Consider the following 21,406-nt stretch of genomic DNA (forward strand, 5'->3'; position numbering starts at 1 on the left):
GGGGGAGAAATGGGCGGTTCTGTTAACAAGCGTTAAAATTTTCAAAAAAAGCACAATTTATCCACACAATTTGGCTCGCCGTTTGTTATCTTTATAATAGAACCAAACTCAGAAACATTTGGCAAATATTTAAAAAAATCATTATCTTTGGAATACTATGTTACGAAACTCTACTCTCATCTTATTTATTTTGCTCTGTACCTTGTCCTTCCCGGCGTGGTCCCAAAGCAAATCCCTTCCTGAAACTACGGAGGGTGCGAGTAAAGTTGTTAAGGCATATCCTAACCCTGCGACCAGTAAGATCTATTTCGAAATCCAGCGTAATAACGATAAGGTTTACGAGATTATTGTATACAACTTCCTTGGAAAGAAAGTGGATCACATTAAAAATCTGGCTGGCCGCACTGAAGTACCCCTCGACAACTACTACAGCGGTTTATATATTTTCCAGCTACGTGAGAAGAACGGAACGCTGGTAGAATCGGGGAAATTCAACGTCGTCAAATAAAAATATTCTTTATAAAGCCAAAGGCCGTCCCTCACCGGGGCGGCCTTTTTAATATTATTTTACCCAATCCTTCCACCTATACGATCCATATAGGATAGTTATGGGATAGATAAAGGATAGCCCTCCGCGAAGAGGGCGAAAATACCATCAGTTTTATTGTACTTCCACGATCAGGAACTTCAGGTAGGTCGTGTTCTCGATATTCCAGAGAATGGGATGGTCCTGCGCCTGCGTCTGGAACGTAACCTGCCGCAGCTTCTTTCTCGCATCCTTCGCTGCCATATCGATCGTTTCCAGGAACATAGAAGGGTTTACCAGGTTGGTACAGCTGGCGGTGACCAGGAAGCCGCCCGGTTTCAGCAGTTTCATGCCGCGCAGGTTGATCTCCTTATACCCGGTGATCGCCTTCTGGATGTTCTCCCGGCTTTTGGTGAAGGCCGGTGGGTCCAGGATCACCACGTCGAATTTCTTTTCTTCTTTGGTCCATTGTTTCAGCTGGTCGAAAGCATTCACGGCCTGGAACTTACAGATATCCTGCAGGTTGTTCAGCTCCGCGTTGCGGCGGGCGGTGGCCACGGCATGCTCGGAAATATCCAGTCCCAGCACGCTTTTAGCGCCATAATAGCCGGCATGGCAGCTGAAGGTGCCGGTATAGCAGAATGCTTCCAGCACGTCGGCTCCTTTCACGATATGCTTGATCTCCCGCCGGTTGTCCTGCTGATCCAGGAAATAGCCGGTTTTCTGACCGTTCTCAATGTCCACATGAAAGCGGAGGCCGTTTTCGTTGAGGATAATATTGGTATCGAAGGGGGCGCTGAGGAAACCTTTTTGCTGGGGCAGGCCTTCCAGCTCGCGCACGGGTACATCGTTGCGCTCGTAGATGCCTTTGGGGGAGAATATTTTGTTCAACGCATCCACGATGGCGGGTTTCCAGCGGTCCATGCCGAGGGCGAGGGTCTGGATCACCAGGTAGTCATTGAATTTGTCGATGATGAGGGCGGGCAGCTCATCCGCTTCGCCAAACACGAGGCGGCAGTTTTCCACGTAACCGATCTTTTTACGGTAATCCCAGGCTTTTTGCAGGCGGTGCAGGAAAAACCCTTCGTTGATCTCTTCTTTGCGGTCGCGGGTGAGCAGGCGCACCAGTATCTGGCTCTGGGGATTGATGTAGCCGCGGCCCAGGAAAGAGCCGTTGTGCAGGAATACGTCTACCGTATCGCCCGCATTCACCTCTCCTTCGATCTGGCCCACTTCATTCCCGAAGATCCACGGATGCCCAAGCAGCACGCGGTTCTGTATCTTCTTCTTTAAAAAAACTTTAGTCATTTATTGCAATTCGTGCGCAAAAATACAACTATCATTCTAAAGAAATGGATGCCATGTTATTATGAATTACCATAATAACTACCTGGTTTTTCCTGCCAAATTGTCCCGCCGGAGTGCTTGGCAAAATTATTGACGGTGGTACCTTTGCAGACAATTTATACCATCATGACAGAAAAAGACAAAGATATGCAGGCAAATGGGCAGACCGTGCCGAATGATATGGACATAAACGCAGACGAGAACCAGAGCGGGTCTACTCATTTGAACGATGCCCTGCCTGAAGAGGATGAAGCGGGGAAACTGCGGGCTGAACTGGAGGAGCTGAAAAAAAAGTACCTGCTGCTGAACGCGGATTTCGATAATTTCAAGAAACGCAATGCCAAAGAGCGCATTGAGCTTATAAATACAGCCAACAAGGAAGTAATTATCGCCTTACTGGATGTGCTGGACGATTCCGAAAGGGCCGCCAAACAGCTGGAAACAGCCACTGATGTGGACGCCGTGAAAGAGGGCGTACTGCTCGTATTCAACAAGCTGTACAGCGCGCTGCAAAGCAAAGGACTGAAGCCTATGGATAGCCTGCACCAGGAATTTGACGCAGACCTGCACGATGCCATCACCGAAATACCCGCCCCCACAGAAGAACTGAAAGGGAAAGTGCTGGACGTATTGCAAAAAGGTTACTACCTGAACGACAAGATCATCAGACATGCACGCGTGGTGGTTGGAAAATAACCCGCGCAGCATCATACCCAGTGAATCATTATCACAGCCCGCTTAATGGAGTGGGCTTTTCAAGTGTATAAACATGTCCACCAAAAGAGATTATTACGAAATACTAGGAGTTTCCAAATCCTCCTCCCAGGATGAGATCAAAAAATCCTACCGCAAGGTAGCGATGCAGTTTCACCCTGACCGTAACCCCGGCAATAAAGAGGCGGAGGAAAAGTTCAAAGAAGCCGCAGAAGCCTATGAAGTGCTCAGCGACCCCGATAAGCGGGCGCAGTACGACCGCTTTGGCCATGCGGGCATGGGCAACCGCGGCGGCTATGGCAGCGGCCATATGAACATGGACGATATCTTCTCCAACTTTGGCGATATTTTCGGCGAAGACATTTTCGGCAGCTTCTTCGGCGGCGGCCGCGCCCAGGGCGGCGGAGCGAGAAGGAACCGCGGCACCCGCGGCAGCAACCTCCGCGTGAAGATCAAGCTCACCTTCGAAGAAATAGCCAAAGGCTCCAATAAAAAGATCAAGGTAAAAAAACACGTGACCTGCACTACCTGCAGCGGGCTGGGCGCCAAGGACCGCAATTCCTTCCAGACCTGTACCACCTGCCAGGGCTCCGGCCAGGTGCGCAAAGTGACCCAAACTTTCCTGGGCCAGATGCAGACCGTGACCACCTGCCCTACCTGTAACGGGGAAGGCCAGATCATCACCAATAAATGCACCACCTGTAAAGGCGAAGGCCGCCAATACGGTGAAGAAACCGTGTCTATTGACATCCCGGCCGGCGTAATGGAAGGCATGCAGCTGAGCATGAGCGGCAAAGGCAATGCCGGCGAAAGAGGCGGCGCACCCGGCGACCTGCTCATCCTCATCGAGGAAGAACCGCACCCGGAACTGCAACGTGACGGGCTGAACGTGGCCTACGACCTTCACATCTCCTTTCCCGACGCGGCTTTCGGCGTATCGCTGGAAGTGCCTACCATCGACGGGAAAGCCAAGATCAAAGTACCGGCGGGCACGCAGAGCGGCAAGATCTTCCGCCTCAAAGGCAAAGGTTTCCCTTCCGTGAACAGCTACGAAAAAGGCGACCAGCTTATTCATGTGAACGTATGGACGCCGCAGTCGCTCACTTCAGAAGAAAAATCCATGCTGGAAAAAATGCAGGAGTCCGGCAACTTCAAGCCGAACCCTGAAAAAAACGAGAAAGGATTTTTTGAAAAAGTAAAAGATATCTTCAGCTGATAAAGCTGATCAAAATATTCCCGGTCCCCGGCCCTACCCAGGCCGGGGATTTTTTTGCGCTGGCATAAGCGCGCGAAAAATCCCATATTTGCACCTATGTCAGACAAGTTCCAGATGTTTGAGAACAGGCTCAGCAAAGTAGAAAAGCACCTCCGTAAAACCGCCAGGCGCCAGGGTATTACCTGCTTCCGGCTCTACGACAGGGACCTGCCTGAATTCCCCCTCATCATTGAGCTGTACGAGGATAAGGTATATGTAGCCGAATACCAGAGTGACCACAAGCTGGACGAAGACGCTTACGAAGCCTGGCTGCAGGGCAGCCTGGATGTGGTCGCCAAAGTGCTGGGCGTGCAGCGCGACGACCTGTACCTGCGCACCCGCCAGCGAAAGCAGAACCGGCAAAGCCAGTACGAAAAAATAGATTTTTCAAGAGAAGAGCTGATCGTGCAGGAAGACGGGCTCAAATTCAAAGTGAACCTCAGCGATTATCTGGACAGCGGTCTTTTCCTCGACCACCGCATCACCCGCCACATGGTGCGCGAAGAAGCCAAAGACAAAAAGGTGCTCAACCTCTTTTGCTACACGGGTTCCTTTTCCGTGTATGCGGCGGCGGGCGGGGCCGCATCCGTAACGAGCATAGACCTTTCAAAGACTTACCTGGCCTGGGCTGAAGAGAACATGCGGCTAAACGGCCTGCTGGACCCGGCCAGGCATCAATATATCCACGCAGATGTGCTCCAGTACCTGGACGAGCTGAAGCTGAACACCTACGACCTCGTGGTGCTGGATCCTCCCACCTTTTCCAACAGCAAACGCATGAAAGACTTCCTGGACATCCAGCGGGATCATGTGGAGCTTGTCAATAAAGTGCTGCTGACCATAAAAAAAGACGGTGTGCTGTATTTCAGCAACAACCTGCGCAGGTTCGAGCTGGACGAGCCCGCCATCAAAGCTTCGTCCATTAAGAACATCACCGCGCAAACCGTTCCTTTCGATTTCCAGGGCAAGCTGCTGAGGCATTGTTTCCGCATCATCAAATAAAGTACCGCCGATGCTCACTGCATTCGTACTCGTTTATCTCCTGATCACCATACTTATCGGCCGCTGGGCCGCCCGCAAAGTGAAAAGCGCGGGAGACTTCATCGTGGCGGGGCGCAGCCTGCCGCTGGGCATCAGCACCTGCGTGATATTCGCCACCTGGTTCGGTTCCGAGACCATGCTGGGCGCTACCAGCGAATTTGCGCAGCACGGGCTCATCGGCGTTATGGAAGACCCCTTCGGCGCTTCGTTGTGCCTGTTGCTCGTGGGATTGTTCTACGCCCGCAAGCTGTACCGCACCAACCTGCTTACCTTCTGCGATTATTTCCGGGAAAGATATGGAAGGAAGGCAGAAGTAGTGTCTGCCCTGCTCATGATCCCCTCTTACTTCGGCTGGATCGCCGCGCAGATCGTGGCCATGGGCATCGTGATCAACACCGTGATGGGGGTTCCGCATGGCACTGCCATGATAGCCAGCGGGCTGATCGTGATGGCCTACACTTACATGGGCGGCATGTGGTCCGTTTCCATCACGGATTTCATACAAACCATCATGATCATCGTGGGCATCGTGGTGATCGCGGTGATAGTGGTGGATGATGCAGGCGGTATGCAAACGGTGATAGAACGCGCGCCGGCAGGCACTTTCCGCTTCCTGCCGGAAAAGGACTGGAACAGCTGGCTGCATTACCTCGCGGCATGGTTCACCATCGGGCTGGGTTCCATTCCGCAGCAGGACGTGTTCCAGCGGCTCATGAGCAGCAAGAGCGAACGCGTGGCGCAATATTCTTCTTATCTCGGCGCGCTGATGTACCTCGTGATCGGCTCGGTGCCTTTGCTGATCGTGCTGTGCGCGCAGCAGCTGTATCCCGGGCTGGCCGCGGAAGGCACGGAAAAAATACTGCCGAACATGGTATTACAGCACGGCAACCTTTTCATACAGGTATTGTTCTTCGGCGCGCTGCTGTCTGCCGTGATGAGCACCACCAGCGGCGCAATACTGGCGCCGGCCACAGTGCTGGGGGAAAACATCATCCGCCCGTTCTTCAAAGACATTACAGACAAACAGTTCCTGCGCGTGATCCGCATTTCAGTGGTGATCGTATCTGCCATTTCAATGGGCATGGCTTTCGGCAGCCAGGATATTTACGAGCTGGTAGCATCTTCTTCCGTATTGAGCCTTGTTTCCCTCTTTGTGCCGCTCACGGCGGGGCTTTACTGGAAGCGGTCGAACGAAGGCGGGGCCATCCTTTCCATTATCCTGGGCACAGCGGGTTACATCTACAGTGAAGTTGCAGGCACGGAAACGCCTTCTTTATTCGTGGGTTTGCTTTGCAGTATAGCGGGAATGCTGGCGGGCACTTTCGGATGGAAGCGGTTCGCCGTTACTTTAGCCAGGTAGTATTTTTCTTCACCAGTTTTACCAGCTTCAGGAATTCCATGCGGTAGCCGCCTTTATCGGGCCCCTGCGCTTTTTTCGCAATGTCTGTCACCATAGCGATATTGCCTGTGCCTTTGTATGCGGAGTTCTTCACGAGCATGCCGAACAGTGCTACAGACGCGGCAAAGCGGAAATCGTCCGGCGCGGCGGCAAATACCTGGCGCGAACCGGCGATCTCTTTTTGCATGACACGCAAAGTAGTGTCCTGTTCAGTGCGGTAAGTGATGCGGGTTACGCCCAATTGTCCGTTGGTATCCTGTTCTTCGGGAATGATCTCATACAGCGCCACCACGCAGTTGCCTGAACCTACAATGCCACCGACGATCCGTTCGCCATTGGAATTATCTTCCTTCAGTACTTTGTTTTCATAACCGATCAACCTGTAAGCCTTTACCCGCCGGGGATTGAAAGTGATCTCCGCCCGCACGTCGCGCGCGATGGTGAATAGGGTGCTGCCGAATTCGCGGGCGAATACTTTATTGGCTTCCTCCATATCGTCGATATACGCGAAGTTGCCATTGCCTTTGCTCGACAGGGTTTCCAGCTTGCTGTCCTTATAATCTTTCATGCCAAAACCAAGGCAGGTGAGCAATACGCCGCTTTCTTTTTTTTGCAGGATAAGGTCTTCCATATCCTGGTCGCTGGTTTGCCCTACGTTAAAATCGCCGTCTGTGGCCATTATTACGCGGTTGTTGCCGTTGGGGATGAAATTTTCTTCCGCGATCTGGTACGCCATTTTAATAGCAGCCTCCCCGGCGGTGGCGCCGCCTGCGCTGAGGTAGTCGATGGCGTTGAGGATCTTTTCCTTTTCATTTCCCGGTGTGCAGGGCAATACCAGCCCGGGTGTACCGGCGTAAGCTACGATGGCCACCCTGTCGCGCGGGCGTAGATTGTTGACCAGTACGCGGAAGGCGGCCTGCAGCAGCGGCAGCTTGTTGGCCGTGCCCATGGAGCCGGAGATATCTATCAGGAAAACGAGGTTGCTGGCCGGCAGGCTGTCCGTCTCGATCTGCTGCGCCCTCACTGCGATCTCCAGCAGGTTGTGGCCGGGCGCCCAGGGACAGTCTGTGTAATGGGCGTATAATGCAAAGGTGCTGTCGCCGCGCGGCAAAGGGTAGCTGTAATGGAAATAATTCACCAGCTCCTCTATCCGCACAGCATCCACGGGTATATGTTCCCGCAGCTTCACGAAGCGGCGCATATTGCTATAGGCCGCGCGATCCACATCCAGCGCGAAAGACGAGTGGTTGCTCTTTTCAGCGTCCACGAATTTATTCTCGTAAAGCTTGCCGTAAGTTTCATCAAAAAAGGCGGACACGCCCATGCCCACGTTGCCGTAATTGGGGTTGGAGCTATGGGCAAACCTCGCCCGGGCCCTGGCTTTGGCAACGTCGCCATTCGTACCGGGATTTTTCGATAACGGGTTCAGCTCAATGAGCATGCGATCATAATGGTTGAGGGGCACTGTTTTGGTGTGATAACCGGGATATTCAAATACAAGGTGCGTGCTGCCATCGGGAACGTCTATACGAAATAGTCCATACTGGTTTGTCTTAACCGTAACCGTATCTTTCAGAATGCTCACGCGCACGCCCTGCAAAGGGCCCTGGTTCACACTGTCCAGCACTGCGCCAGACACTACTCCCCTGGTCTTTTGTTGTGCCTCTGCCATCATGCTCCCGCAAAGCCAGCAGAGCAGCATGAGGAGCTTATGCATAGTAATCTAATTACATCCAACGATATCTAAATTAAGAAAATTTTTAATCAGTTGGTGTACCCGGTTAAAATTTGCGTGGTAATTCTTTACTCGGCCAGCTGGTATATTTCCGGCAGGTTGCGGCCCAGCCCGTCGTAATCGAGGCCGTAGCCCAGCAGGAATTTATTGGGCACTGAAAAGCCCAGGTAATCGATCTTGACGGGATGCGTCATTGCGTCGGGTTTGTGCAGCAGCGCCACTACCATCAGTTGCTTCGGTTGCTGGTGCTCCAGCTGCGGGAGGAACTGGCTGAGCGTTTTGCCCGTGTCCACGATATCTTCCACGATCACCACGGTGCGGCCATACAGGTCTTCTTCCAGCCCGATGGCCGTGATCACGTTGCCGGTACTTTTGGTCCCTTTGTAGGAAGCCAGTTTGATGAAGGATATTTCCGCTTCGATGCTGAGGTGTTTGAACATATCCGCCGCGAAAATGAACGAGCCGTTGAGGATGCCGATGAACAGCGGGCGTTCGCCCCGGAGGTCGTGACTGAGCTGTTTCGCCATCTCTTTGATGCGCGCCTGCAGGTCGGCTTCGCTGATGAAGGGGATGAATTTTTTATCGTGTACCTGTATCGTCGTCATGGGCGATGGATTATTTGCGGACTACAAGCTGCTGTCCTATTTTAATACCGTTATCCTGGAGGTTGTTCCATTGCTGGAGCTGCGCCACGGTGATGTTGTACCGCCGTGAAATGCTGTACAGCGTTTCTTTTTCCGTTACGGTGTGGTACTGCGTGCCGGCGGGCGTTACCGTGCTGCCGGCTTTTTTCAGGTCTTCCACCATAGACGGCGGGATGCCGGTGCTCCTTTCTTCTGCGCGCGCAGGGCCGGAGGTGGCCGGCGCGGGTTCGGGCGCGGTCCTGGCTTTGGCTATTTCTTCTTTTATTTCTTTGATGATCTTTTTCGGCTCCAGGTCTTTGTGATCGTCCACCTTCGCTACTGAATTGCTGCCCAGGCGCGGTTTGGAAGATGCAAACCCGTCCAGCGCCACTCTTTCGCCTGCGGCGGGCTGATCGCCTTCATCCAGCTTATTGCGCTTGCGCAGCCAGCGGAGCTGAACGCCTTCGGCCTGCGCAATATCGTGCAGCGATTCGCCGGGCGTTACGATGTGGTAGTCGTTCTGGCCGCGTTTGCTTTTGCTTTGCAGGAAGATCAGCATGTCTTTTTCAAGCGGCAGGTCTTCGGCAAGATCGTTGTATTTGAGCAGTGAGCTGAGGCGGATGTCGTACTGGCTGGCGATCTGTATCAATGCGGTGCCTTCTTTCACAAATATTACTTTGCGGTTGTTGATGCGGAACTCTGTATCAACGGGATATTTTTTTGCGGCAGGTTGCGGCGTGATCACGTTGTCACGGTCCGGCGATTGTACCGGTTCGTATGATGATGGATCGCCGGCCAGTGACGGGCTTGCGGGGATGGGCTGTTTGCCCATGGCAATGGCGTTGTATTGCTGCAGCTGGTAAGTTTCTATGATCTGGATCAGGCGTTGCGGGTAATTCCTGTCTGTAGCATAACCCGCCGTTTTAAGACCGTAGGCCCAGGCTTTGTAGTCGTCCGGGTTCAGGTCGAACAGGAATTTGTAACGGGGATTGTTGCGGAGGAATTCTGAATGATCTTTCCAGGATTCTGCGGGGGATCCGTATTTGCGGAAACATTCCTGGCGCGCGTCGTCGTCGTAGTTCACGGAAGGCCCGGTCCAGTTGTTCTTGCATTTAATGCCGAAGTGATTGTTGCTGTTCAGCACCAGCCAGCCGTTGCCGGATTGGGTTTCGAGGATGCCCTGCGCCAGTTTGATGGCCGCAGGTACGCCGGAGCGGCGCATCTCTTCCATGGCGATGTTCTTATACGTGTCTATGTACTGGGTGGTGCTGATGTTCTGTGCAACTGCGTTTACAGCTGCGCCTATAGACAAGCAGATAAGCAGACAGATGGCCAGGCAGTATGACTTTCTTTGCATGTATATGTTGAATTTAATGGGTCTTGTTCCGGGATGATCCTCGTTCTATTTTTTCCGGATCATCAGCACGCCGTCGCGCAGGCTCAGCAGCAGTGTTTCAGCGCGTTCGTCTGCCACTGCTTTCCGGCAGAAGCTGATCATGGCTTTGGCGTTGTTGCTTTGTTCTTCTTCCGCCAGCACTACTTCGCCGTGATACAGCACATTGTCTGCAAGCATGAATCCGCCGGGCCGCAGCTTTTCCCAAACGAGATCGTAATAACCGATATAACCGGCCTTGTCAGCATCGATGAACACGAGATCGAACACTTCATTCAGCTGCGGGATGATCTCCGCGGCTTTGCCGGTATGCTGCGTGATGCGGTCCCTTAAACCGGCTTCGGTAATATAACGGCCGCTCATTTCTTCCAGCTCTTCGTTGATATCTATCGTATGCAGATGCCCGTTATCTGCGAGGCCCTGCGCCAGGCAGATGGCGGAATAACCGGTGTATGTACCTATTTCAAGGATGCGCTGCGGACGCATCATCTGGCTCACCATTGTTAAAAAACGGCCCTGCACATGGCCACTCAGCATATGAGGCTGGTCCACTTTCAGGTACGTTTCGCGGTGTAAACGGTATAACAACTCCGTTTCAGGAGTGGTGTACTTCTCTGCAAACGCCTGAATGTCCTGCGATATTACCTCCATGCCTTTTTTTTTGCAAACCTAAGCAATTATCAGTCAGCCACAAACAAATCGAGCCTGATAGTACTATCAGGCTCTTTACCCCATGTTAACCATTAAAAGACACAACTATTGACCATATAACAAATCTTGTAATGGTCCGCTATAGGCTGTGACTGTATAAATGTATTTAATTTTTTTACACTGGATAAATATCATCCATATGTATATGTTAATGGAGTAATACTAAAAGTTGGGACGGAGTTTGTTGGTGGTGTAGAACACGCGGAAGTATTCCACCACTTCGTCGGCAGTATCAAACACCTTCAGCAGGTCCAGGTCTTCGGGGTGAATGTTGCTTTCTTTTTTCATCATCACCGCATCGATCCAGGCCAGCAAGCCGCTCCAGTACTCTTTTCCAACGAGCACCAGCGGTGTCTCGGTCATTTTTTTCGTCTGGATGAGGGTGGCTACTTCAAAGAATTCGTCCATCGTGCCGAAGCCGCCGGGCATCATCACGAAGCCCTGGGAATATTTGGCGAACATTACTTTGCGGACGAAGAAATAATCGAAGTTGAGGCTTTTGTCGTTATCGATAAAAGGATTGGCATATTGTTCGTGCGGCAGTTCGATGTTGAGCCCTACGCTTTTACCATTGGCTTTTTTGGCGCCTTTGTTGGCCGCTTCCATAATGCCGGGGCCGCCGCCGGAGATAATACCGAAGCCGTCTTCAGCCAGGCGCTGCGCTATTTCGCAGGCCAGCTCGTAATAGGGATTGCCTTCGCGGGTGCGGGCGGAACCGAATACGGAAATACAGGGGCCAATCTTTGCAAGCGCTTCGAACCCTTCCACAAACTCCGCCATGATCTTGAATATCTGCCAGCTGGAATGGGCTTTGGTTTCCGTCCAGTCCCGCATCTGCAGGTTCTTTAACATATCATTCATCTGCTGTTCTATTTTGTTTTACAATCTACACATTTTTACTGCAACGGTTGCAGGGACGCCCTGCTTTTGGAAAACAACCATAAACCGATATACGTAAACAGGCCGTTCACGATCAGCAGTTCATTCCCGAATTTATACCCGCCCAGCCATTGTTCTGAATATTGTTTGAGGATAAAACAAAGGATTGGTGAAATGAGACATACGATCACCGAGCCATAATCCGCCGTGGGCCGCTTGTTCAGGATGCCGAAGGCAAACAGTCCCAGCATCGGCCCGTAGGTGATGGTAGCGAGGAACAGTACGGTATCTATTATCGCGCTCTGGTTGAACACCTTGAATAAAAGGATGGTCAGCAGCAAGGCAACGGCGCAGCCTATATGTATGATGTTCCTGGTGCGCTTCCGCCGGGCGTCCATGCCCTCGGTGGGATGGCCGAGGATGTCTATGTAAAAGGAAGTGGTGAGCGTGGTAAGCACACTGTCTGCACTGGAGAAAGTGGCCGCTGTTAAGCCTACAATGAAAATAATGCTGGCGAAAGTGCCCAGTTGCGTGAGCGCCAGCATGGGGAACACCTGGTCGGTGAGTTTCCTTCCATCCGCGCCCAGCGGGATCTGCAGGGCGTTTGCGCTCATGTATTCGTACAGCAGCACGCCCAGGCTGAGGAAGAACACATTCACCACCAGCTGCATAATGCTGAAGGAATAAATGTTCTTCTGCGCTTCGCCGAGGGAGCGGCAGCTGAGGTTCTTCTGCATCATGTTCTGGTCCAGGCCGGTCATGGTTACGGCGATCATCATGCCGCCGAAAAATTCTTTCGGGAAAAAGTTGGCGGCTTTCCAATCCCAGAAAAATGTTTTCGACCGCGGGTTATTGGCCACATTGCTGATAAGATCGCCCAGGCCCCAATGCAGGTCCGAACAGATCACCACGATGGTGAGCACTACGGCCAGCAGCAGGAAAGTGGATTGCATGGCGTCCGTCCACACCAGCGTTTTAATGCCGCCGCGGTAAGTATACACGAGCATCAGCGCGATCATGATGGAAACGGATAAAACGAAGGGAACATTATAATAGTCGAACACGAAAAGCTGCAGCACGCCGGCAACGAGGAATAAGCGCGCCGCCGCGCCCACCAGCCGGGAAAGGATGAAGAACACCGCGCCTGTTTTCTGCGTGATGGGACCGAAACGTTGTTGCAGGTACGTATAGATCGAAGTGAGATTACGGTTGTAATATAAAGGCAGCAATACCGTGGCAATGATCACATAACCCAGGATGTAGCCCAGTATGGTTTGCAGGTAAGAGAAAGAACCAGTTTCCACTTTGCCCGGCACGGAAATGAAAGTAACGCCCGATAAGGAATCGCTGATCATCCCGATGGCCACGAGATACCATACGGAGTTCCGGTTGCCGATGAAATAAGATTGTGCATCCGCTTTCCGCGTGGTCAGATATGAGATAAGCAATAGCAGGAAAAAGTAGCTGGCGATAAAAACGATAAATATCCCAGGCGACATGAACTGGTTCTGGTCAGGTGCCATGTACAGATTTTGACGTAAACGTTAGAATAAAAATAAAAATAGGGATTTCAGCCAAGAAAGCATAAAAAAAGGCAGCTTCTCCGCTGCCCCTGTTCACTGTATACAATGTATTGTCAAAGCCCTGCTACAACGTCCCTCGCGAGACCGAAGGAGAGCGTCATGCCTGCGCCGCCAAGACCGTTGAGGATGGTAACACCCGGCTCAGGCCGCAGTATAAGGTCCGTTTCACCATTGGTGAGCTTCGGATACACGCCATGCCAGCGTTCCTGTATGGCGAAAGACGGCGCGAGCAGGAATGTCCGGATGTATTGAAGAATGAGTTGATTGATATGTTCCTTATCGAATGGATCTACTTCTTTTCCATATTCATGGCTGTCGCCTAAGGAAAGCTCCCCAGCGCCGTTTTGCGATACCAGCAGGTGAATGCCGTATTGCAGGTATTCCGGCAGGGTGGATTCAATTCTTTTGCGCAGCTCAGGCAGTGAAGGGCATTGTGCGAAAGATGCGTAGTGCAGCATGCTGAGGCCGGTGCTGAGGGCGGGGCCCAGCTTCCAGTTGCCCGGCTGGGTAACGGTGCGCATCATCTGCAGCTTGCAGCGGGTGATGGGGGCGGCATCAAACACCGATGGATAAAGGGTTTCAAAGTCCTGGCCACTGCATATGTATATCTGTTCCACTTTCCATTTGCCTTCTTTTGTTTCAACGAAGGGCATGCTGATGCCGTTCACAGCGGTGTGGAAATGAAAGTCCACCTTGTATTCTGAATGCAGGAAAGCCGCGATGGTGGCGCTTGCCACGCGGGGGTCCAGCATCATTTCCATGGGGCTCCATAGTGCAGCTTTAAGGCCTTTAGGTTGAAAGGCGCTGCTTTTTTCAGCAGCGGCGGAAGCTGTGAGCACTTCGCAATGAGCATGGCCGGTACGCGCAAATTCTTCCATCACGCTCACTTCATCGTCGTGATAACCTAAGTGCAAAGAGCCGGTTTCCTTGCAGGAAAGACCTGTTCTGCCCGCTATTTCTTTCCAGATGCCACGCCCGTACAAAGCGCGTTCATACACCTGACCCGCCTGCTGCCCGATGGTCCACACCAGCCCGAAATTGCGGTAAGACGCGCCGGTGGCGCGCGGGTTGCGTTCAAAAACAACCACCTTTTTTCCTTTGAGGGCAAGGTGGTAGGCCATGGCCAGCCCTACGATCCCGGCGCCTACAACGGCGCAGTCTGCTTGTTGCATGGAACAAATATAGCAGTATTTGTAAATAATTGTTTAGTTATTATATACAAAATAACATAAAATTTATTTTGTGCTCATTCCAGTAATCCGTCATTGCGAGGAGCAGCAAAGCCAAGGCGGGGGTGCGACGAAGCAATCTCCTGTATAGGATTGACATACTCCATATCTGGAGATTGCTTCGTCGCGCCTTCTGTTGCATAAAAATTCCCTATTGCTCCTCGCAATGACGGATTTTCACGCAATAATGGCTGGTGATATCAGAATCCAACATTCACCCCTGCGGAGATCACGGGGCGGTTCCTGTAGGGAGATCTATCGTCCTGCAGTACATCATACAGGATCATGATCACGAAAGCGGAATTGCCCATGCCGATCGGCTGCGCGTAGCCACCTCCGAGCAGCAGCGCCGGCGCGCCATAGCGGGTTTTGGTAGTGGTAACAGGATCGCGTGTATAATCCCTGAGCTTTTCGCCGATGCTGTTGTATTCCGGCTGCGCCTGGAGGAATAGCTGGGGAATGGGATAAAACCGGCCCCAGAGCCCGCCGCCGAACATATTGTAATTATAGCGTGAAATAATTTCCCCGTTAAAAGCTCTCAGCTTTTCCCAGGAAAGCTGTGCATTCACTGCAATACCGGCTGCGAACATCGGGGAAAAACGATAACCAATGATGGGTGAGACGTTCACCAGCGTATAATCCCCGAAGCCTGCGCCAAAGCTGCCACCCACCATTAACCGGCTGCGGTCGAAGCCCCGCGCGGTATCGGTCTTATAAAACTGCGCAGTGGCTGCCTGCGCGCAAACTAACAGGATAACGGCCAGGTATATACGTTTCATGATCATACTTTATTACAAGCTAAATTATCTGATTTTCGGCGGTCTGCCATGCGCATTAACGTTTCTTTAATCGGGTATCTTATCTCAGTCAAATATTTTCCCGGTGTTCAGGATGTTGTTCGGGTCAAACACCTGCTTGATCTGTTTCATCAGCCGCAGCTGCTGCCGGCTGAAAATGATCTCCATGTAATCTTTCTGCACCAGCCCGATGCCATGCTCGCCGGATATAGTGCCGCCCAGCCGCTTCACCAGCTCAAATATCTCGCGGATACCGTCTTTCAGCGTACCGTTCCAGGCTTCTTCTGTCAGGTCGCCTTTAATGATATTCACATGCAGGTTACCGTCGCCCGCATGCCCGTAACACACGGACCTGAACCCAAACCGCTGCCCGATGGCTTTCACGCCGTTGAGCAGCAAAGGCAGCTCAGCGCGCGGCACCACGGTATCTTCTTCTTTGTAAATGGAATTGGATTTCACGGCTTCGGCTACCCTGCGGCGCAGCTTCCAGAGCTCTTCTTTCTGCTGGTGGCTGTCTGCGAAAAGTATTTCCCCCGCGCCGAATTCCATCACTACCGCGGCGATGGCTTCCATTTCCTGGAAGAGCATGTCCGGGTGGTTGCCGTCCACTTCAATGAGCAAATGGGCCTGCACGTCGTCATCTATTTTCACCATGCTGCTGTCCACAAACTGCGTTACCCACAGCAGCGCATCCCTTTCCATGAACTCTAAGGCCGAAGGTGTGTATCCAGCGCGGAAAATAGCACTCACGGCGGCACAGGCGTATTCCGCGGAGTTGAAGGGCACCAGCATCAGCAGGTCGTGCTTCGGCAGCGGGATGAGCCGCAGCACGATCTTGGTGACGATGCCCAATGTGCCTTCGCTGCCTACTACCAGCTGGGTAAGATTATAACCGGTAGCATTTTTCAGTACGTTGGCGCCCGTCCAGATCACATCGCCATTCGGCAGCACGAGTTCGAGGTTCAGCACATAGTCCTTTACCACACCGTATTTTACAGCCTTCGGACCACCGGAGTTCTCGGCAATGTTGCCGCCGATGAAACAGGTGCCGCGGCTGCTGGGGTCAGGCGGGTAGAACAAGCCTTTTTCTTTTACAGCTTCCTGCAATACCTGCGTGATCACCCCGGGCTCGGTGGTTACCTGGAGGTTGCGTTCATCTATTTCAATGATGCTGTTCAGTCTTTCGGTAGACAGCAATACGCCGCCATGCTGGGCCAGCGCGCCGCCGCTTAAGCCGGTGCCGCCGCCCCTGGGCGTTACGGGCAACAGCGATTCGTTGCAGAACCCCATGATGCGGCTTACTTCTTCCGTGGTAGCGGGCTTCACGACCACTTCCGGCGGAAAGCGGAGATCCTCGGTTTCGTCGTGCGCGTATTTTTCTATGTTCTCTTCGTCTGTCAAAACATAGGTTTCCCCTACAATGCCTTTCAGGGCTTCTATGTGAGCGGGAGTGACTTTAGCGAATGTGCTCATGCAGCAAAAATAGTTATCAATCCGGAATAACTATACAGACAAACCCGGAAGGCCGAGCCGTTATTTCCCCGGAAAATAACAGGTTTAGAAAGACGGGCAGAGCGTGTAGCGTTTGGCATGGGAAAAGCTCCTGTTAGGGTATAGCCCGATGTACAGCAGGCTCAGCTCATATGCGCCCTGGCGGCTGTTGGCGGCAGACAGCGTGCTGGACGTCACGTCGTAATTGAACATCAGCCTGAAATTGGCCACCTGGTAGCCCACGAGGAATGCGTAGGCATCCTTCAAACGGTAATACAGGCCGCCGAACAACTGCTGGTTGCCGTCGCCGGAGAGATTGTAGGCGGCGTACGCGCCTGCCATGGTTTCGCTGGAGCCTGCCTGGCGGGCATAATAGCCGCCCGGGTTGAGGATCACTTTGTCGTTAAGCTTCAGGCTGGCATTCAGGAAGCCGATGTAACGCCGGTCTATCTGGTTGTTGCCGTTATAGAAAGTTTCGCGGGGCGTATTGATGTGATGTACGGAAAATCCGCCGTTGATGTAAATGTTATCGGTCGGGAAGTATGCGTAATTCATCCCCACCTGCATGTCGAAATAACCTACTGAAGCCGCGGTGAAAGGTTCGCCGGAAAACATCTGCGAGTCGAAGAACTGGCCGTTCCACTGGCTGCCGAAGGTGAGCTTGGTGAGATCTACCCTTTTGTCTGCATATCCCACGTTAAAACCCGCGCTCAGCAGGCTGCTCTGCCCCATCAGCTGGTGATAGGCCACAGAGCCATAAGCCTTGGTGGACGTGAGGTTGCCGGTGCCCGCCACATCGCGCAGCAGCATGCCGCCTACGCCGACCCAGCCATAGGTAAGCTGGTCGCGGAAGAGCTGGAAGTCGCCGAAGGCAGACATGGTTTTGTACGGCACCGGTATGGTAGCCCATTGGTTGCGGTAATTGATCCCGATACGGTAGTTGCCGTCGGGGATAAAACCGGTGTTGGCGGGGTTAGTGGAAAGCGGTGAATTGAAGAACTGCGAAAAATGCAGGTCTTGCGCGGAAGCCGGTATGGCGCCCGCGAGGCAACAAATCAGGACAATATGGTAGACGTACTTTCTCATAACCAAACCCTTTATCTTAATAATGTAACGTTCCCTGTTTTGGTAACCTTATTGCCGTCCGTGAATTCAATGTTCAACACAAAGGCGTAAGCGTCCATCGGCTGAATGGTGCCATTGAAGCGGCCGTTCCATCCCAGTTTCATGTCGTTGCTCTGGAACACCAGCTGGCCCCAGCGGTTGAACACCTTCATGTCGTAATGAATTATACCGAAACCTTTGATCTCCCAGATATCGTTCACCCCGTCCCCATTCGGAGAAAATGCCGTGGGTACATCGTACAGCGGGTTCACGATGGCGCTTACCTCCTGGCATACCGTATCCTGGCAGCCGAACTCGGTGATCGCGATCAGGCATACGTCGTAAGTGCCGGTGCGCAGGTATTGGTAGGTAGGATTCACTTCAGTGGAAGTATTGCCATCGCCGAAATCCCAATGATAACGCGCGGCCCCCGTGCTCTGGTTGGTGAACATATGCGGCGTGTTCTCCACCGGCTTGTTGGGCTGGAAGGTGAACTGCGCGGTGGGCGGCGGCATTACGGTGATGATGATCGTCGTATCGTGCCGCTGGTTGCAGGTGTTCGGGTCATATGCCTCGAGCCTTACCGGGTAGCGGCCCGGCGTGTTGTAAACGTGGGTGGGATATGCATCGGTGGAGGTGGTACCATCCCCAAAGTCCCAGTTGAAGGTAACGCCGCCTTTGGAAATATTGTCGAAGTTGGCAATGAAAGGCGCGCAACTGCTGTCTGGTATTGTAAATGCAGCTACCACGTTGGCGGCTACACGCAATTGAATGGTTTGCGTTTCAGGGGCGTTGCAATAGTTGGTATCGGTAAGCGTCAGGCTTACGTTGTAAATGCCTTCGGAGGCGAAGCGGTGCCGCTGGCGCGTGGTATCTGTTATCACCTGCGGGGTATTGTCCCCGAAATCCCAGGTGAAGGAATTATTTTTAAAAGGTTTGCCCGGCGGATGTGTGGAGGTATTCACGAAAAGATATTCCAGCGCGGTGCATGGCGGCAGGCGTTGCTCCGTGAAGCCCATCGGCGCGCGGTCTTCCCGCACACGGATATCCATATACGCAGTATCTGCCAGGTTACAGCTGGCCGGGTCATACTTGATGAGCCGCACGCGGTAATTGCCTACGTTCGGGTAAGAATGCGAAGTGTTGGGTACGGTGGTCACCACGTCGGGCGAGCCGTCGCCAAAGTTCCAGGTCCAGCTCTGCGCGGTTACGCCGGTGGTGTCAATGAAATCGATATTGGCTGGCACGCAATAGTTCCGTCTTCTTTCCTGCGTAGTGAAGCCGGCGCGCACGCCATCGAGGTTGAATGCGATCTTGAGGGAACCGAGGTTGCAGTTGGTGGTGTAACCGGTGTAATAAGCGCCGGGCGTTGTCGGGAAACGTATGGCCGGCCCCTGGTGAAGCTGGCAGGAAGCGCAGATGGCCTGGTAGATCACGCCGTTCTGGTCGAAGCGGCTGGTGCCGCCGTCCACGTGTTCAAGCAGGCCGTCGCCGCCGTAAAAAGAACCATAAAGAATGCCGAGCGCATCTCTTTTCATCACGAAGAAATAAAAATCGCTGCCATCGGATCTGGACTTGCGCGCATCGGGTGTTACCCGCAGGTTGCGGGTGCCGGAATTGGCGTGGCCCGAACCGGAGTTCAAATCGCCGCCCCACCCGGAAACGTAAACGTTCTGGCAGCGGTCTACCAGGAAAGCCACTGGGCTTATGCTGGGAGAGCTTGCGTTTTTACCGAAGGTGGTGGAATATATCAGCCCTGAAAGGTCAGGCCGCAGCTTGGTGATGAACTGTTTGGAATTGTCGTTGTAGAAAGTGGGCGTGCCGGCCGGCTGCTGGATAGGCCAGTCGCCTTCGGTGGTGCCCATCACGTATACAGAGCCCTGCCTGTCCAGCTGGATGCCGTACACCTGGTCTGCCTTCCCGTTGTCTGAACCAACAAAGGTGGACTGCAGCAAGGTGCTGCCATCCGCAGAGAAGTGCGCAATATAACCATCGCATGCCCCGCCGCGATAGCTGCTCCATACGCCGCTGCCACGCATCGGGAAATTGCTGCTGGCGGTGCCGCCGGCCACATACACGCTGTTGCCGCCATTCAATGCAAGCACATATGCCGCGTCTTCAGCGCCGCCGCCCAGGAAGCTTGACCATATCAATGCGTTGCAATTGGGATTGATCTTCATCACTACGCCATCCTGCCGGCCGCCGCCGTAAGTGGTCTGGAAAGCGCCGGGAGTAAAGGGGAAGTCGGCTGACTGGGTGGAGCTGGCCACGTAAATGTTCCCGCTGCCGTCTACCACTACCTCACTGCGGGCATCGTCGCCATAATTGCGAAGCAGCACATCCGTTCCCGTACCTTTGTCCGGCCTCATATTCGCGCCGTCTGTGCCGGTGCCGCCGATCATCATAGAACCGATCATCGCCGTACCATTGGCGTTAAGTTTTACCACTATGATATCGTAGCCGCCGCCTGCGCCTGCTTTAGTCAGGGCGGGAAAATCAGTGGAATTGCTTCTGCCGGATATCACCAGGTTGCCGGCAGCATCCACGAACATACTGCAGGGCAGCTCGTCTGCCGAGCCGCCGATATAAGTGGAATATATAATGCGGCTGCCTGCCGGGTTAAATTTGGTAACAGCAATGTCTATCGTGCCACCGTTAAAGCCGCCGTCGTACGCGCCTGTGCTGGTAGGGTAGCCCTGGCCAAATATGATGCCTCCTCCGTAAAAATTGCCGGCGGCGTCGTAAGTGGCGGTAAATCCCCAGTTGTCCGCACGGGAACCGGTAAGTGTCGCAAAAACCACGGTCGGATCTATCACCAGCGGATATTGCGGGTCATAACGGCCGGAAACTTTGTAGCTCACGGTATTGCCGGAAAGCTGGTATTCCACTTTCACCGTTTTACGCTGCCCGTTGACGTATTGATATGCATAAGGAGCCAGCTCAATGGCCTCGCCAACAGAGGTTTGAATACGCAGGGTATTTTTTTTAAGCGACATGGAAGAGGCGCCGTTGTATTGCAGTTTCACATTACCGGGATTGCCGCCGGGATGCACGATCACATCGTACTTCATCTGGCCGGACTCGGAGTATACCTGCACGTCCACATCAGGGTACATATTTTTGTACAGGATATTCGTATAGGCGCCGATGCCGGACTTCCATTTGGACGGGTCGCTGCCGATAAAGTAGCTGATATTGTCCTGGGTGGCTTTGGAGGGAATGATCTCGGGATTAGCGGCCGCGTTCAGGAATTGTATGTCGTAAGCATGGCCTCTTACCCTGACCGGCGGCGCCGGATTGCCGCCCGTGCCGCCACCGGGGGTAGGAATTGCCGGCGCGCTTACTTTGTTGTTGGCATCGTTGCGCTGCCTGTCTTTCGGAACGCCGTCCGGGTAATACGTGTAGCCTGAATCCTTTACGGTGCCGTGGCGGGACCTTTCCAGGCGTGCCATGTCTTCAGGGTGCATCAGCAATATCCGGAAGCTGTTGTTGCGGAGGAAAATACTGGCGCCGCCAAGGGAAGCTTTGTACCGGAAATCTGTGTTCCACTGCCCTTTGTTTTCCACAAATTCCAATGGG

General features: G+C 53.1%; 17 protein-coding genes. 5 read left to right on the forward strand and 12 right to left on the reverse strand.

Translation table 11 applies throughout. The annotated features are described in order from the left end of the window. The first annotated feature begins 157 nt into the window (after positions 1-157). Entirely contained in the window at positions 158-508 is a 351-nt protein-coding gene (locus R3I13_RS16240) for a T9SS type A sorting domain-containing protein (RefSeq protein WP_346319003.1), read from the forward strand. Between the two features lie 153 nt (positions 509-661). Here R3I13_RS16240 and R3I13_RS16245 read toward each other — a convergent pair whose 3' ends face one another. After that, positions 662-1,834: a class I SAM-dependent rRNA methyltransferase gene (locus tag R3I13_RS16245; protein WP_346319004.1), complete on the reverse strand. Its 1,173-nt coding sequence runs from the start codon at positions 1,832-1,834 to the stop codon at positions 662-664. A 165-nt stretch (positions 1,835-1,999) separates the two neighbouring features. Between R3I13_RS16245 and R3I13_RS16250 the strand changes: the two genes are divergently transcribed. The 4 genes from R3I13_RS16250 to R3I13_RS16265 all read left to right on the forward strand — a co-directional run bounded on the left by R3I13_RS16250 (position 2,000) and on the right by R3I13_RS16265 (position 6,243). Further along, positions 2,000-2,569, forward strand: a complete 570-nt coding sequence (locus R3I13_RS16250) for a nucleotide exchange factor GrpE (protein ID WP_346319005.1) — start codon at positions 2,000-2,002, stop codon at positions 2,567-2,569. A 73-nt stretch (positions 2,570-2,642) separates the two neighbouring features. Beyond that, positions 2,643-3,803 carry a molecular chaperone DnaJ gene (gene dnaJ, locus R3I13_RS16255; RefSeq protein ID WP_346319006.1) on the forward strand — a complete coding sequence of 387 codons (1,161 nt, stop codon included), beginning with the start codon at positions 2,643-2,645 and terminating at the stop codon, positions 3,801-3,803. A 96-nt stretch (positions 3,804-3,899) separates the two neighbouring features. After that, entirely contained in the window at positions 3,900-4,844 is a 945-nt protein-coding gene (locus tag R3I13_RS16260; RefSeq protein ID WP_346319007.1) for a class I SAM-dependent methyltransferase, read from the forward strand. A 10-nt stretch (positions 4,845-4,854) separates the two neighbouring features. After that, positions 4,855-6,243, forward strand: coding sequence for a sodium:solute symporter family protein (locus R3I13_RS16265; RefSeq protein WP_346319008.1), 1,389 nt, complete (start codon positions 4,855-4,857; stop codon positions 6,241-6,243). Here R3I13_RS16265 and R3I13_RS16270 read toward each other — a convergent pair. The 11 genes from R3I13_RS16270 to R3I13_RS16320 all read right to left on the reverse strand — a co-directional run bounded on the left by R3I13_RS16270 (position 6,227) and on the right by R3I13_RS16320 (position 21,393). Beyond that, complete coding sequence (locus R3I13_RS16270) at positions 6,227-7,999, reverse strand: von Willebrand factor type A domain-containing protein (protein ID WP_346319009.1); 1,773 nt, start codon at positions 7,997-7,999, stop codon at positions 6,227-6,229. The two genes, R3I13_RS16265 and R3I13_RS16270, sit on opposite strands and share 17 nt — an antisense overlap. Before the next feature lie 86 nt (positions 8,000-8,085). Continuing rightward, on the reverse strand, positions 8,086-8,622 hold the full coding sequence (gene hpt / locus R3I13_RS16275; RefSeq protein WP_346319010.1) for a hypoxanthine phosphoribosyltransferase: 537 nt from the start codon (positions 8,620-8,622) through the stop codon (positions 8,086-8,088). Positions 8,623-8,632: 10 nt separating this feature from the next. After that, positions 8,633-9,997, reverse strand: coding sequence for a glucosaminidase domain-containing protein (locus R3I13_RS16280; protein ID WP_346319011.1), 1,365 nt, complete (start codon positions 9,995-9,997; stop codon positions 8,633-8,635). A gap of 45 nt (positions 9,998-10,042) precedes the next feature. Beyond that, on the reverse strand, positions 10,043-10,684 hold the full coding sequence (locus R3I13_RS16285) for an O-methyltransferase (RefSeq protein ID WP_346319012.1): 642 nt from the start codon (positions 10,682-10,684) through the stop codon (positions 10,043-10,045). Between the two features lie 222 nt (positions 10,685-10,906). After that, the gene (locus R3I13_RS16290) at positions 10,907-11,605 is read right to left on the reverse strand and encodes a TIGR00730 family Rossman fold protein (protein ID WP_346319013.1); all 699 of its coding nucleotides are present in this window, start codon (positions 11,603-11,605) and stop codon (positions 10,907-10,909) included. A 35-nt stretch (positions 11,606-11,640) separates the two neighbouring features. After that, positions 11,641-13,146, reverse strand: coding sequence for a sodium:solute symporter (locus R3I13_RS16295; RefSeq protein WP_346319014.1), 1,506 nt, complete (start codon positions 13,144-13,146; stop codon positions 11,641-11,643). Between the two features lie 113 nt (positions 13,147-13,259). After that, entirely contained in the window at positions 13,260-14,378 is a 1,119-nt protein-coding gene (locus tag R3I13_RS16300) for a TIGR03364 family FAD-dependent oxidoreductase (protein WP_346319015.1), read from the reverse strand. Between the two features lie 257 nt (positions 14,379-14,635). Continuing rightward, positions 14,636-15,214, reverse strand: a complete 579-nt coding sequence (locus R3I13_RS16305) for a hypothetical protein (RefSeq protein ID WP_346319016.1) — start codon at positions 15,212-15,214, stop codon at positions 14,636-14,638. Positions 15,215-15,298: 84 nt separating this feature from the next. Next, positions 15,299-16,705, reverse strand: coding sequence for an FAD-linked oxidase C-terminal domain-containing protein (locus tag R3I13_RS16310; RefSeq protein WP_346319017.1), 1,407 nt, complete (start codon positions 16,703-16,705; stop codon positions 15,299-15,301). Between the two features lie 84 nt (positions 16,706-16,789). After that, entirely contained in the window at positions 16,790-17,809 is a 1,020-nt protein-coding gene (locus R3I13_RS16315) for a PorP/SprF family type IX secretion system membrane protein (RefSeq protein WP_346319018.1), read from the reverse strand. 11 nt (positions 17,810-17,820) lie between these two features. Then, a complete protein-coding gene (locus tag R3I13_RS16320) occupies positions 17,821-21,393 on the reverse strand; it encodes a PKD domain-containing protein (RefSeq protein WP_346319154.1) in 3,573 nt (1,190 codons plus the stop codon). Between the last annotated feature and the right edge of the window lie 13 nt (positions 21,394-21,406).

It is taken from the genome of Chitinophaga sp. YIM B06452 (assembly GCF_039655965.1).
Taxonomy (GTDB): Bacteria; Bacteroidota; Bacteroidia; order Chitinophagales; family Chitinophagaceae; genus Chitinophaga.